The 12,369-nt window shown below is 70.2% G+C and carries 13 protein-coding genes; 7 read left to right on the top strand and 6 right to left on the bottom strand.

Annotated features, from left to right (window positions below; genetic code table 11):
• Positions 1-18 precede the first annotated feature (18 nt).
• Positions 19-1,368, top strand: a complete 1,350-nt coding sequence (locus PGH47_RS19230; protein WP_271664465.1) for an MFS transporter — start codon at positions 19-21, stop codon at positions 1,366-1,368.
• A gap of 53 nt (positions 1,369-1,421) precedes the next feature.
• On the opposite strand, the gene PGH47_RS19225 is transcribed toward PGH47_RS19230, so the two are convergent.
• The gene (locus tag PGH47_RS19225; RefSeq protein ID WP_271664464.1) at positions 1,422-1,940 is read right to left on the bottom strand and encodes a GNAT family N-acetyltransferase; all 519 of its coding nucleotides are present in this window, start codon (positions 1,938-1,940) and stop codon (positions 1,422-1,424) included.
• Between the two features lie 25 nt (positions 1,941-1,965).
• Here PGH47_RS19225 and thpR point away from each other — a divergent pair, with 25 nt between their 5' ends.
• Complete coding sequence (gene thpR / locus PGH47_RS19220) at positions 1,966-2,538, top strand: RNA 2',3'-cyclic phosphodiesterase (RefSeq protein WP_271664463.1); 573 nt, start codon at positions 1,966-1,968, stop codon at positions 2,536-2,538.
• Between the two features lie 157 nt (positions 2,539-2,695).
• Here thpR and PGH47_RS19215 read toward each other — a convergent pair whose 3' ends face one another.
• From PGH47_RS19215 to PGH47_RS19205, 3 genes are all read right to left on the bottom strand, one after another.
• Positions 2,696-3,691, bottom strand: coding sequence for an aldo/keto reductase (locus PGH47_RS19215; RefSeq protein ID WP_271664462.1), 996 nt, complete (start codon positions 3,689-3,691; stop codon positions 2,696-2,698).
• Between the two features lie 59 nt (positions 3,692-3,750).
• Complete coding sequence (locus PGH47_RS19210; RefSeq protein ID WP_271664461.1) at positions 3,751-4,344, bottom strand: Uma2 family endonuclease; 594 nt, start codon at positions 4,342-4,344, stop codon at positions 3,751-3,753.
• 132 nt (positions 4,345-4,476) lie between these two features.
• Positions 4,477-5,166: an SGNH/GDSL hydrolase family protein gene (locus tag PGH47_RS19205; protein WP_271664460.1), complete on the bottom strand. Its 690-nt coding sequence runs from the start codon at positions 5,164-5,166 to the stop codon at positions 4,477-4,479.
• Between the two features lie 99 nt (positions 5,167-5,265).
• On the opposite strand from PGH47_RS19205, the gene PGH47_RS19200 reads away from it, so the two are divergent.
• Together PGH47_RS19200 and PGH47_RS19195 are read left to right on the top strand one after the other, a co-directional pair.
• Complete coding sequence (locus tag PGH47_RS19200) at positions 5,266-6,234, top strand: WD40 repeat domain-containing protein (RefSeq protein WP_271664459.1); 969 nt, start codon at positions 5,266-5,268, stop codon at positions 6,232-6,234.
• A 58-nt stretch (positions 6,235-6,292) separates the two neighbouring features.
• Positions 6,293-6,625, top strand: coding sequence for a hypothetical protein (locus PGH47_RS19195; RefSeq protein ID WP_271664458.1), 333 nt, complete (start codon positions 6,293-6,295; stop codon positions 6,623-6,625).
• A 16-nt stretch (positions 6,626-6,641) separates the two neighbouring features.
• Here PGH47_RS19195 and PGH47_RS19190 read toward each other — a convergent pair whose 3' ends face one another.
• Positions 6,642-7,421: a TetR/AcrR family transcriptional regulator gene (locus tag PGH47_RS19190; RefSeq protein ID WP_271664457.1), complete on the bottom strand. Its 780-nt coding sequence runs from the start codon at positions 7,419-7,421 to the stop codon at positions 6,642-6,644.
• 87 nt (positions 7,422-7,508) lie between these two features.
• Here PGH47_RS19190 and PGH47_RS19185 point away from each other — a divergent pair, with 87 nt between their 5' ends.
• The 3 genes from PGH47_RS19185 to PGH47_RS19175 all read left to right on the top strand — a co-directional run bounded on the left by PGH47_RS19185 (position 7,509) and on the right by PGH47_RS19175 (position 11,130).
• The gene (locus PGH47_RS19185; protein WP_271664456.1) at positions 7,509-8,573 is read left to right on the top strand and encodes an ATP-binding cassette domain-containing protein; all 1,065 of its coding nucleotides are present in this window, start codon (positions 7,509-7,511) and stop codon (positions 8,571-8,573) included.
• Complete coding sequence (locus tag PGH47_RS19180) at positions 8,570-9,391, top strand: ABC transporter permease (RefSeq protein ID WP_107906028.1); 822 nt, start codon at positions 8,570-8,572, stop codon at positions 9,389-9,391. The genes PGH47_RS19185 and PGH47_RS19180 overlap by 4 nt, the downstream gene beginning before the upstream one ends.
• 191 nt (positions 9,392-9,582) lie before the next feature.
• The gene (locus PGH47_RS19175) at positions 9,583-11,130 is read left to right on the top strand and encodes a cellulase family glycosylhydrolase (RefSeq protein ID WP_271664455.1); all 1,548 of its coding nucleotides are present in this window, start codon (positions 9,583-9,585) and stop codon (positions 11,128-11,130) included.
• A gap of 58 nt (positions 11,131-11,188) precedes the next feature.
• Here the strand turns inward: PGH47_RS19175 and serC are convergent, their stop codons facing one another.
• On the bottom strand, positions 11,189-12,307 hold the full coding sequence (serC, locus tag PGH47_RS19170) for a phosphoserine transaminase (protein ID WP_271664454.1): 1,119 nt from the start codon (positions 12,305-12,307) through the stop codon (positions 11,189-11,191).
• Between the last annotated feature and the right edge of the window lie 62 nt (positions 12,308-12,369).

Here is a 12,369-nt window from a genome sequence, read left to right as displayed (position 1 = left end):
GCAAGGAGGCGAACACTTTTGAGTTCGGGACCCGGAGCAGCTTCCGCACCCGCACCGACCGCACCTACTACCCCCTCCGGCCCCCGCAAGTCCTCGATGTTCAGCTCGCTCAAGGTCCGGAACTACCGGCTGTTCTTCCTCGGCCAGGTCGTCTCCAACACCGGCACCTGGATGCAGCGCATCGCCCAGGACTGGCTGGTCCTCAGCCTCACCGGCTCCGCCACGGCCGTCGGCATCACGACGGCCCTCCAGTTCCTGCCGATGCTGCTCTTCGGCCTCTACGGCGGCGTTCTCGTCGACCGGCTGCCCAAGCGCCGCACCCTGCTCTTCACCCAGTCGGCGATGGCCGTCACCGGCATCGCGCTGGCCGTCCTCACCCTCACCGGACACGTCCAGGTCTGGCACGTCTACCTGGCCGCCTTCGCCGTCGGTCTCGCGACCGTCGTCGACAACCCGGCCCGGCAGTCCTTCGTCTCCGAGATGGTCGGCCCGGACCAGCTCCAGAACGCGGTCAGCCTGAACTCCGCGAACTTCCAGTCGGCCCGGCTGGTCGGCCCCGCCGTGGCCGGCCTGATGATCACGGGGGTCGGCACGGGCTGGGCGTTCCTCGCCAACGGGCTGTCCTTCGTGGCGCCCATCGGCGGTCTGCTGCTGATGCGGGCGCGTGAGCTGTACCCCGTCCAGCGGGCGCCGCGCGGCAAGGGGCAGCTGCGGGAGGGCCTGCGGTACGTCGCCGGGCGCCCGGAGCTGATCTGGACCATCGTCCTCGCCGGGTTCGTCAGCACCTTCGGCTTCAACTTCCCCGTCTATCTGTCCGCCTTCGCCGACGACGTCTTCCACGCGGGCGCCGGCTCCTACAGCCTCTTCAACACGCTGATGGCGGTCGGCTCGCTGGCCGGAGCACTGCTCGCGGCCCGGCGCGGCACGGCCCGGATGCGGGTGCTGGTCGCGGGCGCGGTGGCCTTCGGCGCGATGGAGATCGTCGCCGCGTTCGCGCCCTCGCTGTGGCTGTTCGCCCTGCTCATGGCGCCGATCGGGATGTTCGGCATGACGGTGAACGTCACCGCCAACAGCAGCATCCAGATGAGCACCGACCCGGCCATGCGGGGCCGCGTGATGGCCCTGTACATGATGGTCTTCATGGGCGGCGCGCCGCTGGGCGCACCGATCGCCGGCTGGATCACGGACGCGTACGGCGTCCGGGCGGGCCTGGCGGTGGGCGGCGCGATCACGGCCGCGGCCGCCGTGACGGTCGCCCTGGCCCTGGCCCGGGTGGGCGGCCTGCGTCTGTCGGTGGGCTGGAACCGCGGTCACCCGCACGTCCGGTTCGTGCCGCGGGAACAGGAGCAGCTGGCCACGGCTGCGTGAGTCGCAGGAGGAGGGCCGGGCGCCAAGCCCGGCCCTCTTCGCGTCGGACCGGGTCACACCCGGCGGGCCAGCACCTGCCCCGGCCAGCCGTTCGTCCCCGCGTAGGTCTCGGTGCGGACGAAGCCGTTGCTCTCGTAGAAGCGGACGAGCTTGCCGTCGTCGCCCGCGTAGCAGTCCACCCGCAGCAACGAGACACCCGCCCGCCGGGTCGCCTCGGCGGCATGGGCGAGCAGGGCGCCGCCCGCGCCGTGGCCCTTGAAGCGGCGGTCGGAGGCGAGCCAGTGGATGTAGCGCTCGGGCTCGCCGGGCGGCGGGAGGTGGGACAGGGAGGGGCCGGGCGAGTCGGTGAGGGTGAGGCAGGCGGCCGGCACGCCGTCGACCTCGGCGACGAAGACGCTGCCCTCGTCCACGTTCCGGGTGACCGACTCCACGGTTCTCGGGTTCTGCGACAGCGGCTTCGTCCCCCACTGCCCCGTGCGCCCCTGCCCGACCAGCCACTGAACGCAGCTGTCGAGCATGCCGAGTATCACGGGGATGTCGCCGGGCCCGCCTTCTCTGATGGTGATCGACATCCCCTCATGGTGCCAGGCTGGACCCATGAGACTCTTCGCCGCCGTGCTGCCGCCGCCGGACGTGACCAGTGAACTGGCCTCCGAGGCCGCCGAGTTGAGGCAGCTCCCCGGCGCCGACGGGCTGCGCTGGACCGGCAGCCCCGGCTGGCACTTCACCCTCGCCTTCTACGGCGAGGTCGACGACGACCTCGTCCCCGAACTGTCGGAGCGGCTGGAGCGGGCCGCCAGGCGCACCGCCCCCTTCCCGCTGGCCCTGCGCGGCGGCGGACAGTTCGGGCACGGGCGGGCCCTGTGGGCGGGCGCCGAGGGCGACCTGGAGACCCTGCGGCTGCTGGCGGACCGCAGCGAGGCCGCGGCGCGCAAGGCCGGGATCCCGATGGGCGACCACCGCCGCTACAAGCCGCACCTCACGGTGGCCAGGAGCCGGTCGGCGGTGGACGTACGCCCGTACCTGACCGCGCTCGACGCGTTCACCAGCCACACCTGGACGGTGGACGAGCTGGTGCTGATGCGCAGCAGCCTGCCGACGTCCGGCGTCCCGGGCGAGCAGCCCCGCTACGAGGCGGTCGCCCGCCGGCCGCTCGGGGGCGCCCGTTAGGCTCGATGGCGTGGACCCGAAAACCCGGAACCGGATCATGGCCGGTGCGCTCGTGCTGATGTTCGTGCTGGTGGCGCTGGCGGCGGCCCTCGGCAAGTGACCGAGCGCCCCCGCCGCGCCCGCGCGCTCGCCTACCGGGCGAACACCTCGGGCTCACCTACCAGGCGAACGCCTCCGGAGACGGCCCGGGGCCCGGGAAGATCTCGTCCAGCCCCGACAGCAGCTCGTCGCCCAGCTCCAGCTCGACCGCCCGCAGCGCGGACTCCAGCTGCCCCGCGGTGCGCGGGCCGACGATCGGGCCCGTCACGCCCGGACGGGTGAGCAGCCAGGCCAGAGCGGCCTCGCCCGGCTCCACGCCGTGCTTGTCGAGCAGGTCCTCGTAGGCCTGGATCTTCGCGCGTACGGCCGGGTCGGCCAGCGAGTCGGCGGCCCGGCCGGAGCCGCGGCGACCGCCCTCGACCTCCTTCTTGATCATGCCGCCGAGCAGACCGCCGTGCAGCGGCGACCAGGGGATGACTCCCAGCCCGTACTCCTGCGCGGCCGGGACGACCTCCATCTCGGCGCGGCGCTCGAAGAGGTTGTAGAGGCACTGCTCGCTGACCAGGCCGATGGTGCCGCCTCGCCGGGCGGCGGTCTCGTTGGCCTGGGCGATCTTGTAGCCGGGGAAGTTGCTGGAGCCCGCGTAAAGGATCTTGCCCTGCTGGACGAGGACGTCGATCGCCTGCCAGATCTCCTCGAAGCCGGCGGCCCGGTCGATGTGGTGGAACTGGTACAGGTCGATGTGATCGGTCTGGAGGCGCTTGAGCGAGGCGTCCACGGCACGGCGGATGTTCAGCGCCGACAGCTTGTCGTGGTTGGGCCAGGCGGCGGCGCCGTCCGGGGCCATGTTGCCGTACACCTTGGTCGCGAGGACGACCTTGTCGCGGCGCTCGCCGCCCTTCGCGAACCAGTTGCCGATGATCGTCTCGGTACGGCCCTTGTTCTCGCCCCAGCCGTACACGTTCGCCGTGTCGAAGAAGTTGATGCCGGCGTCCAGCGCCGCGTCCATGATCGCGTGACTGTCCGCCTCGTCCGTCTGCGGACCGAAGTTCATGGTGCCGAGGACGAGCCGACTGACCTTGAGTCCCGTGCGTCCGAGCTGCGTGTACTCCATGAAGTGCACGCTAGCCAGGTGGAGTGCGCTCTAGGCAAGGGATCCCGGCCGCGGGAGCGTCAGTCGCGGGGGAAGCCGTCGGTCTTGAGGGTGAGGTCGACGACGGTACCGGTCAGGTCGAGGTCGGTGCCGAAGTCGACCGACGTGGTCATGGCGTAGTCGCCGTCCTTGGGGTGGGTGTAGACGGAACAACGTCCCCGGTAAGGGTCGGCGATGACGTAGACGGGCACCTCGGCCACCGCGTAGGCCGTCCTTTTCGGGCCATAGTCGTTGGCGGCAGTGCCCCTGGAGATGACCTCGGCGACGAACTCGACGTCCTGGTACCGCCAGTGGCCCGTGTCGTCCTGTTGCGCCGAGTCCTTGAGCATGGCGACGTCAGGGCAGAAGCCGTTCTCGTCGCCCGGGAAGTCGATCCGGACGTCCGTGAACGCCGTGACCTGCCTGCCGAACCTGTCCTCAAGGGCCCATAGGATCCGCCGGATGATCTGCCAATGAGTGTTGCGTTGCGGCGTCTTATGGACGTTGCCCCCGACGATCTCGACCCTGAATCCCTCGGGGACGGGCATCCGCTCAAGACGCTCGAACCATTCGTCCAAGCGCTTGGTGTTGGCGTCGGTGTCGGCCATCTCGATCCTGTCTTCCAGGACGGTCATCGTGGCGCTCCTCCCCGGCTGCTCCTCACGAGTGCAGCCGCGCGGTACAACGATACGCACAGTGACCGCGACACGGAGAGGAAGCTCACATGCGTCGCGGCCATCGACGATCCCGCCGTCGGCCGTCGGCCGTCAGACGGAGTCGGCCTCGTACGGCTCGCCCAGGTCCCACGCCTGATACATCGCCTCCGCGAAGCCCTGTGCGATCTTGTGCTCGCCGCTCGCGTTGGGGTGCGTGCCGTCGTAGGTGTCGAGGTGGATGTCGTACGAGGGCGGCGGGGACGCCAGGAGCAGTGGGGAGCGGGGCTCGTCCAGGTCCGCGACCGTCTTCGCCAGCAGTTCGTTGAAACGGGCGACCTCGGCGGCGAAGGGCGCGTCCGACTCGGCGCGCACGTTCGGGATCACCGGCATGACCACCATCCGCACACGCGGATTCGCCGCCCGCGCCGCGGCCACGAAGTCCCGCGCGTTCTGCGCCGTCTGCTCCGCGTTGGTGTAGAAGCCCAGGTCGATCAGGCCCAGCGAGACCAGCAGCACATCGGCCCGGCACGAGCGCACCGCCTCGCCGATCAGCGGCCCCATGTGCAGCCAGCCCTCGCCCCAGCCGGCCAGATGGGCACGGGGGAACGCAGGGTCGCAGTTGGCGTACTCGTAGGACGTGGGCGAGTCCGCCGCCTTGTCGTACAGCGTCTCGCGCGGCCCGACGAGGGCGAAGGGGCCGCCGTAGGAGTCGCGCAGGTGCTGCCACATGCGGTAGCGCCACGTGTGTTCGCCGGCGCTGCCGATGGTCATGGAGTCGCCGACGGGCATGAACCTGAGCATCCGCTCATGATGGACGATCGCTACCTGTCGGTAGTCGCGGGCGGGGTGTGAAGCCTGCCACGCCGCCCGAACGGTCGGAGCGGATGGCAGGCTTGGGGCATGCGCCGACCGCTCGCCATTCTCGCCGGAGTCCTGCTCACGGGTGCCTTCACCCTGCCCGCCTCGGCCGCCCCCGGGGACGAGGACTTCACGATCAAGGACCCCCGCATCACGGAGTCCAGCGGCCTGGCCGCCTCACGTCAGCACCCGGGCATCTACTGGACGCACAACGACCAGGACACCGGCGCCTACCTCTACGCCGTCGACAGCAGCACCGGCGAGACCGTCGCGACGATCACCATGACGGGCGTCGGCACCCCGCGCGACGTGGAGGCGATCTCCATGGGCCCGGACAACCAGCTCTACGTCGGCGACATCGGCGACAACGACGGTGTGCAGTGGCCGTACGTCTGGATCTACCGCCTGCCCGAGCCCAAGACGCTCAAGGACCAGACGATCAGGGCCACTCAGTACGTCGTGAAGTACACCGACGGCACCCGCGACGCCGAGTCGATGGTCGTGCACCCCAGGACCGGCCGGGTCTACATCATCGACAAGCACGAGGACGGCGGGCACCTGTACGAGGGTCCGGCCGAGCTCTCCCCGTCCGGCACGAACGTCTTCAAGCCCACCGTCCCCGTCGACATGTGGGCCACCGACGCCGCCTTCTCCCCGGACGGCCGCACCCTCGCCGTACGCGGATACCTCGGCGGCATCGCGTACGACTGGAACGGCGGCAAGCTCAAGCGGTTGGAGCGCATCAGCGTGCCGCTGGGCCAGGGCGAGTCCGCCAGCTACTCGCCCGACGGCAGCAAGCTCATGCTCGGCATGGAGGGCGCCGGCAGCACAGTCGTCGCCGAGAACGCCCCCGGCGCCGCCGGCTCCTCCGACTCCGCCACGGGCAGCGGCAGTTCGGCGTCCGCGGACGACGGCGACGCCTCCGGCACCAACCTCAAGGTAGGCGCCATCGCCCTGGCAGCCGCCTGCGTCGTGCTGTTCGGGCTGCGGCGGTTGTTCCGGCGGAGGTGACGGGCGCGGGTGACGAGCGCGCGTGGGTAGGCTCGCGCCGAAGAGTCCTCGGCAGATTGTGAACCGCGCGGTGATACGAGACCTCTACAACGTCCGGGTGCGGGCTGCCGAGGGCGCCGACGAGGCTGTCGCCACGCCGCTGACCGATGGGGAAGAGCAGCGTGTGCGTGCTGTGTTGTTCAGCGAGCTCGGCAACACGATCGCCGATCAGGGGTGGGTGCGGTTCCCGGCGTACACGCTGGAGGACCGCCGTCGTCTGGTTGCCGTCGCGCACCGGCTGAGTGCCCATTGGGGGCAGCAGGTGTTCATCGAGGCGGAGGACCACACCCGCGTCAGGCTCTGGCTCGCTGGGCACGAGCTGCGGGCGGCGTCGCCGGCCGTGCGTCCTTAGGGCACCTCCAGGGGCCCTACGTCTCGTCCGCGCGGCGCGCGACGAAGGCCTCCAGGCCGTCCAGGATGCGCTGCAGGCCGAACTCGAAGTGGTCGAAGTCGGGGCCCCAGGTGTTCTCGTCCAGGGATGCCATGAGGGGGAAACGGCCGGAGGCCAGGACCTTCTCCAGCATCGGGGTCTGGGCCTCCCAGAACTCCGTGTCCGTCAGGCCGGTCCGGCGCTCCGCGTCCAGGTGGTACAGCTGGGTGCGCGCGGCCCCGACGACGTACCCGTCGATCATGATGATCGCCGAGACCAGCTCGGGGTCGGACAGGCCCATCGGCTTGATGCGGGTGAGCACCTTCTCCATGCCGTCGAGGGCGCTCGGGCCGAGGATCGGCCGGGACTGGTTGACCTGGAGCAGCCAGGGGTGGCGCTGGTACAGGGCGAGGGTCGCGCGCCCCATGGCCGCGAGCGCCGAACGCCAGCTTCCGTCGCCGAGGTCGGCCGGGTTCTCCGAGGGCCGCTGGACGCGATCCAGCATCAGGTCGAGCAGTTCGGCCTTGCCGGGGAGATAGCGGTACAGCGACATCGTGCCGGTGCCCAGTTCGGCCGCGACCCGGCGCATCGACACCGACTCCAGCCCCTCGGCGTCCGCGACCCCGACGGCCGCCTCCACGATCTGGTCCAGCGTCAGCGTCGGCTTGGGCCCGCGGCTCGGCCGGCGGCCGGTGTCCCACAGCAGCTCCAACGTGCGGACGATGTCGCCGCTGCCGCTGGTCTCCGTACCGCTGGTGCCGCCCTTGCCGCTTGTCATGCACTTCAGCTTAAGTCCTCCGAGAAAAACTGGGTACGGTGTACGCGCAATCGGGTACGGTGTACTCAGTTACCGAAAGGGGGACCCATGGAGCACGGACCCGACGACGGATACGCGGTACTGGCCGAGGGGTTGGAGAAGCGCTACGGCGACAAACGCGCCCTCGACGGCTTCGACCTGGCCGTCCGCGAGGGCACGGTGCACGGCCTGCTCGGCCCGAACGGCGCCGGCAAGACCACCGCCGTACGTATCCTGTCCACGCTGGTCAGGCTGGACGGCGGCCGGGCGGGCGTGGCCGGACTCGACGTGGCCCGGCAGCCGCGCGAGGTACGCGCGCGCATCGGGCTCACCGGGCAGTACGCCGCCGTGGACGAGGTGCTCACCGGCCGGCAGAACCTGGAGATGTTCGGCCGGCTCTTCCATCTGGGCGGCAGGCGGGCCAAGTTGCGCGCCACCGAACTGCTGGACCAGTTCGACCTGGCCGACGCCGCCGACAAGGGCGTGGGCGGCTACAGCGGCGGCATGCGGCGCCGCCTCGACCTCGCCGCCTCGATGATCCTCGCGCCGGCCGTGCTCTTCCTGGACGAGCCGACGACCGGGCTCGACCCGCGCAGCCGCGGTGAGGTCTGGGAGTCCGTACGGGCGCTGGTGGCGAGCGGCACGACCGTACTGCTGACCACCCAGTATCTGGAGGAGGCCGACAAGCTGGCCTCCCACATCACCGTCATCGACCAGGGGCGGAGCATCGCCGACGACACCCCGGACGGGCTGAAGAACCTCGTCGGCGGCGACCGTATCGAGGTCGTGGTCGCGGAGCGGTCCGACATCCCGCGGGTGGCGAAGGTGATCGCCCGGGTCTCGGACGGCGAACCCGAGACGGAGGAGGGCGAGTTGCGGGTGCACGCGCCCGTGATCGACCGGGTTTCCGCTCTGACCGAGGTCGCCCGCACCCTCCAGGACGAGGGCGTCCAGGTCGAGGACATCGGGCTGCGCAGGCCGAGCCTCGACGACGTGTTCCTGCGGCTGACCGGGCACCGCGCCGAGAAGGCGGACGGGGCGGGGGAGTCGGGGAACGCCGGGAGCGCCGGGAGTGCCGGGAACGCCGGCAAGGCCGAGGAGGCCGTCAACACCGAGAAGGGGGCCGTCGTATGACCGCCGTCGACCTGACCGTCCCGGCCACCCGCAGCCGCACGTACTGGGCCCTCGCGGACGTGTGGAACATCGTCCGGCGCGGCCTCACCCACTACCAGCGCCAGCCGGTCAACATCGCCTGGCAGCTGGGCTTCCCGATCCTGTCCGTCCTCCTCTACGGCTATGTCTTCGGCAGCGCGATGAAGGTGCCGGGCGGCGGGGACTACAAGGACTTCCTGATGCCGGGCATGTTCGTGATGACCATGGCCTTCGGCTTCATCAACACCGCGACGGTCGTCGTCTACGACTCGACCAAGGGCGTCATCGACCGTTTCCGCTCGATGCCGATGTCCTCGTCCGCGGTGGTCGCCGGGCGTGGCGTGACGGATCTGATCATCGCCTGCGCGGAGTTGGCGATCATGATGCTCACCGCCTTCGCGATGGGCTGGCGCCCGGACGGCGGATTCGGCTTCCTCGGCGCGTTCGGGCTGCTGCTGTGGCTGCGGTTCGCGCTGATCTGGATCGGGGTGTGGCTGGGCCTGCTGGTGCCGAACCCGGAGGCGGCGGGCGGACTGTTCGCGGTGGCCTTCCCGCTGACGATGATCTCCAGCATCTTCGTCGCGCCGCAGCTGATGCCGGACTGGCTCGGCTGGGTGGCGGCCTGGAACCCCATCTCGTCCACCGCCGCGGCCGCCCGCGACCTGTTCGGGACGCCGGTCGGGGGCGGGGACTCCTGGGTCGAGCAGCACGCGCTGCTGATGGCCGGGGTGTGGCCGGTGATCCTCACGGCGATCTTCCTGCCGCTGGCGGTACGGAGGTTCCAGAAGCTGAGCCGGTGACGGCCGACGTGTCGAGTGACGTGAAGGGCCGGTCGACGTGCCGAGTGGCGCGGGGGCCGGCCCTTCGTAGCCGTATCAAGTGATGCCGCGACTCTTGACGTGTTCATGCGACCTGACTTCCATGGGAGATGCGGGATGTGGGAGCGCTCCCACTCGTTCCGGACCCGCGCCTCCCGAGAGGAAGCAGCGACATGTTCGGCAGCTTGCGAAGAGCGCTGTGTGCGGTGGCGGCGGGGATTCTGTTACCGCTGGCAGGGGCCGGTGTGCAGCCGGCAGGTGCGGCGGAGGCCGGTGCCGGCGGGCGGACGGTCCGTGCGGCGGAGGCCGGTGCCGGCTACTGGCACACCAGCGGCCGGCAGATCCTGGACGCCGCCGGGCAGCCGGTCCGGATCGCCGGGATCAACTGGTTCGGCTTCGAGACCGGCAACAACGTCGTGCACGGCCTCTGGTCACGCGACTACAAGAGCATGATCGACCAGATGAGGTCGCTGGGCTACAACACGATCCGCATCCCCTTCAGCGACGACATCTTCAAGAGCTCCACCGTCCCGAACAGCATCGACTTCTCCGGCGGCAAGAACGCCGACCTCCAGGGGCTGGGCTCGCTCGGCGTCCTGGACAGGATCGTGGCGTACGCCGGTCAGAGCGGCCTGAAGGTCGTGCTCGACCGGCACCGCCCGGACGCGGGAGGTCAGTCGGCGCTCTGGTACACGGCCGCGGTGCCCGAGTCGACCTGGATCGCCAACCTCAAGGCGCTGGCGACGCGTTACAAGGGGCAGGACACCGTCGTAGGCATCGACCTGCACAACGAGCCGCACGATCCGGCCTGCTGGGGTTGCGGCGACACCGCGCGCGACTGGCGCCTGGCGGCCCAGCGGGCGGGCAACGCGGTGCTGTCCGTCAACCCCGACCTGCTGATCTTCGTCGAGGGCGTCCAGACCTTCAACGGCGTCTCCGGCTGGTGGGGCGGCAACCTCATGGGCGTAGCGCAGTACCCGGTGCAGTTGGACGTGCCGGGCCGGCTCGTCTACTCCGCCCACGACTATGCCACGAGCGTGGCCCAGCAGAGCTGGTTCAGCGACCCCACGTTCCCCGCCAACATGCCGGGGATCTGGGACAAGTACTGGGGCTACATCTTCAAGCAGAACATCGCCCCCGTGTGGGTCGGCGAGTTCGGTACGACGCTCCAGTCGACGACGGACCAGAAGTGGCTGGCGGCGCTGGTCGACTACCTGCGGCCGACGTCGACGTACGGCTCCGACTCCTTCCACTGGACCTTCTGGTCCTGGAACCCCAACTCCGGTGACACGGGCGGCATCCTCAAGGACGACTGGTCGACGGTGGACACCGTGAAGGACGGCTACCTGACGAGCGTCAAGGCTCCCGGCTTCCCGACGGGCGGCGGAGGCGACCCGGACCCGGACCCGGACCCCGGCACCGCTTCATGCGCCGCCACCTACACCGTCACCAGCGACTGGGGCGGCGGCTTCAACGCCGAGGTGAAGGTCACCAACACGGGCACCACCCCGGTCAACTCCTGGAAGGTCACCTGGACCTGGCCCACCACCCGCCAGATCACGTCCATGTGGAACGCGACCTACACCCAGAGCGGCCAGACGGTGACAGCGGCCAACGCCACCCACAACGGGACTCTCACGCCGGGCGGTTCAACAACCTTCGGCTTCGGCGGCACCCCAGGAGGCGGCTCGACACCCACGGCAACCTGCACCGCAACATGAACGAAGGGCGCCCGGCGGTGGACTGCCGGGCGCCCCTCGTGGGTTGTGGGAGAAGCGGTTACAGCTTCTCGATCACGTAGTCCACGCACTTCGTCAGTGCCTCGATGTCCGCCGGGTCGATCGCCGGGAACATCGCCACGCGGAGCTGGTTGCGGCCGAGCTTGCGGTAGGGCTCGGTGTCGACGATGCCGTTGGCGCGGAGGACCTTGGCGACGGCCGCCGCGTCGACCTCGTCGGTGAAGTCGATCGTGCCGATGACCGCCGACCGCTTGGCCGGGTCCGTGACGAACGGGTTGGCGTACTTGATGTCCTCGGCCCAGCCGTACAGCGTGCGGGCGGAGGTGGCCGTGCGGCGCACCGCCCAGTCCAGGCCGCCCTGGCCGTTGATCCACTCCAGCTGCTGGTTCAGCAGGAAGAGGGTCGAGAGAGCGGGGGTGTTGTACGTCTGGTTCTTGCGGGAGTTGTCGATCGCCGTGGGCAGCGAGAAGAACTCCGGGATGTGGCGGCCGGACGCGTGGATGCGCTCGGCGCGCTCGATCGCGGCGGGGGAGAAGACGCCGATCCACAGGCCGCCGTCGGAGGCGAAGGACTTCTGCGGGGCGAAGTAGTAGACGTCCGTCTCGGAGACGTCGACCGGCAGGCCGCCGGCGCCCGAGGTGGCGTCGACCAGGACCAGCGCGCCCTCGTCGGCGCCGGCCACGCGCTTGATCGGCATGGCCACACCGGTGGACGTCTCGTTGTGGGTGAAGGCGTAGACGTCGACGCCGGCCTCGGCGACCGCCTCCGGGTGCGTGCCCGGGTCGCTGGTGATGACGTCGGGCTCGGCGAGCCACGGGGCGAGCTTGGCGGCCTTGGCGAACTTGGAGCTGAACTCACCGAAGGTGAGGTGCTGCGACTTGTTCTCGATCAGGCCGTGCGTCGCGATGTCCCAGAACGCGGTGGAGCCGCCGTTGCCGAGGATCACCTCGTAGCCGTCCGGCAGCTGGAACAGCTCGCGGATGCCCTCGCGCACCTGGCCGACCAGGTTCTTGACGGGCGCCTGGCGGTGGGAGGTACCGAGGAGGGAGGCTCCGGTCGCGGCCAGCGCGTCCAGCGCTTCCGTCCGCACCTTGGAGGGGCCCGCGCCGAAACGTCCGTCGGCGGGCTTGATGTCAGCGGGAATCTGGATCTCAGCCACGGGGTGAGGTTAGCCGTTTCGGGAAACCTGGGTGAAACCTCGTCCGTCGGGTGAGACGGCGT

Source organism: Streptomyces sp. HUAS 31 (assembly GCF_028198125.1).
Classification (GTDB): domain Bacteria; phylum Actinomycetota; class Actinomycetes; order Streptomycetales; family Streptomycetaceae; genus Streptomyces; species Streptomyces chartreusis.
Note: the sequence above shows the minus strand (reverse complement) of the source record. Positions and strands in the feature narration are given on the sequence as shown.

What these genes read in the sequence shown, in the direction of transcription:
- PGH47_RS19190 (WP_271664457.1), bottom strand. Translation starts at nt 7,421, where the DNA reads ATGACAAGCGGCAAGGGCGGCACCAGCGGTACGGAGACCAGCGGCAGC.
- PGH47_RS19205 (WP_271664460.1), bottom strand. Translation starts at nt 5,166, where the DNA reads ATGCTCAGGTTCATGCCCGTCGGCGACTCCATGACCATCGGCAGCGCC.
- PGH47_RS19215 (WP_271664462.1), bottom strand. Translation starts at nt 3,691, where the DNA reads ATGGAGTACACGCAGCTCGGACGCACGGGACTCAAGGTCAGTCGGCTC.
- PGH47_RS19175 (WP_271664455.1), top strand. Translation starts at nt 9,583, where the DNA reads ATGTTCGGCAGCTTGCGAAGAGCGCTGTGTGCGGTGGCGGCGGGGATT.
- PGH47_RS19210 (WP_271664461.1), bottom strand. Translation starts at nt 4,344, where the DNA reads ATGACCGTCCTGGAAGACAGGATCGAGATGGCCGACACCGACGCCAAC.
- PGH47_RS19180 (WP_107906028.1), top strand. Translation starts at nt 8,570, where the DNA reads ATGACCGCCGTCGACCTGACCGTCCCGGCCACCCGCAGCCGCACGTAC.
- PGH47_RS19225 (WP_271664464.1), bottom strand. Translation starts at nt 1,940, where the DNA reads ATGTCGATCACCATCAGAGAAGGCGGGCCCGGCGACATCCCCGTGATA.
- PGH47_RS19200 (WP_271664459.1), top strand. Translation starts at nt 5,266, where the DNA reads ATGCGCCGACCGCTCGCCATTCTCGCCGGAGTCCTGCTCACGGGTGCC.
- PGH47_RS19185 (WP_271664456.1), top strand. Translation starts at nt 7,509, where the DNA reads ATGGAGCACGGACCCGACGACGGATACGCGGTACTGGCCGAGGGGTTG.
- thpR (WP_271664463.1), top strand. Translation starts at nt 1,966, where the DNA reads ATGAGACTCTTCGCCGCCGTGCTGCCGCCGCCGGACGTGACCAGTGAA.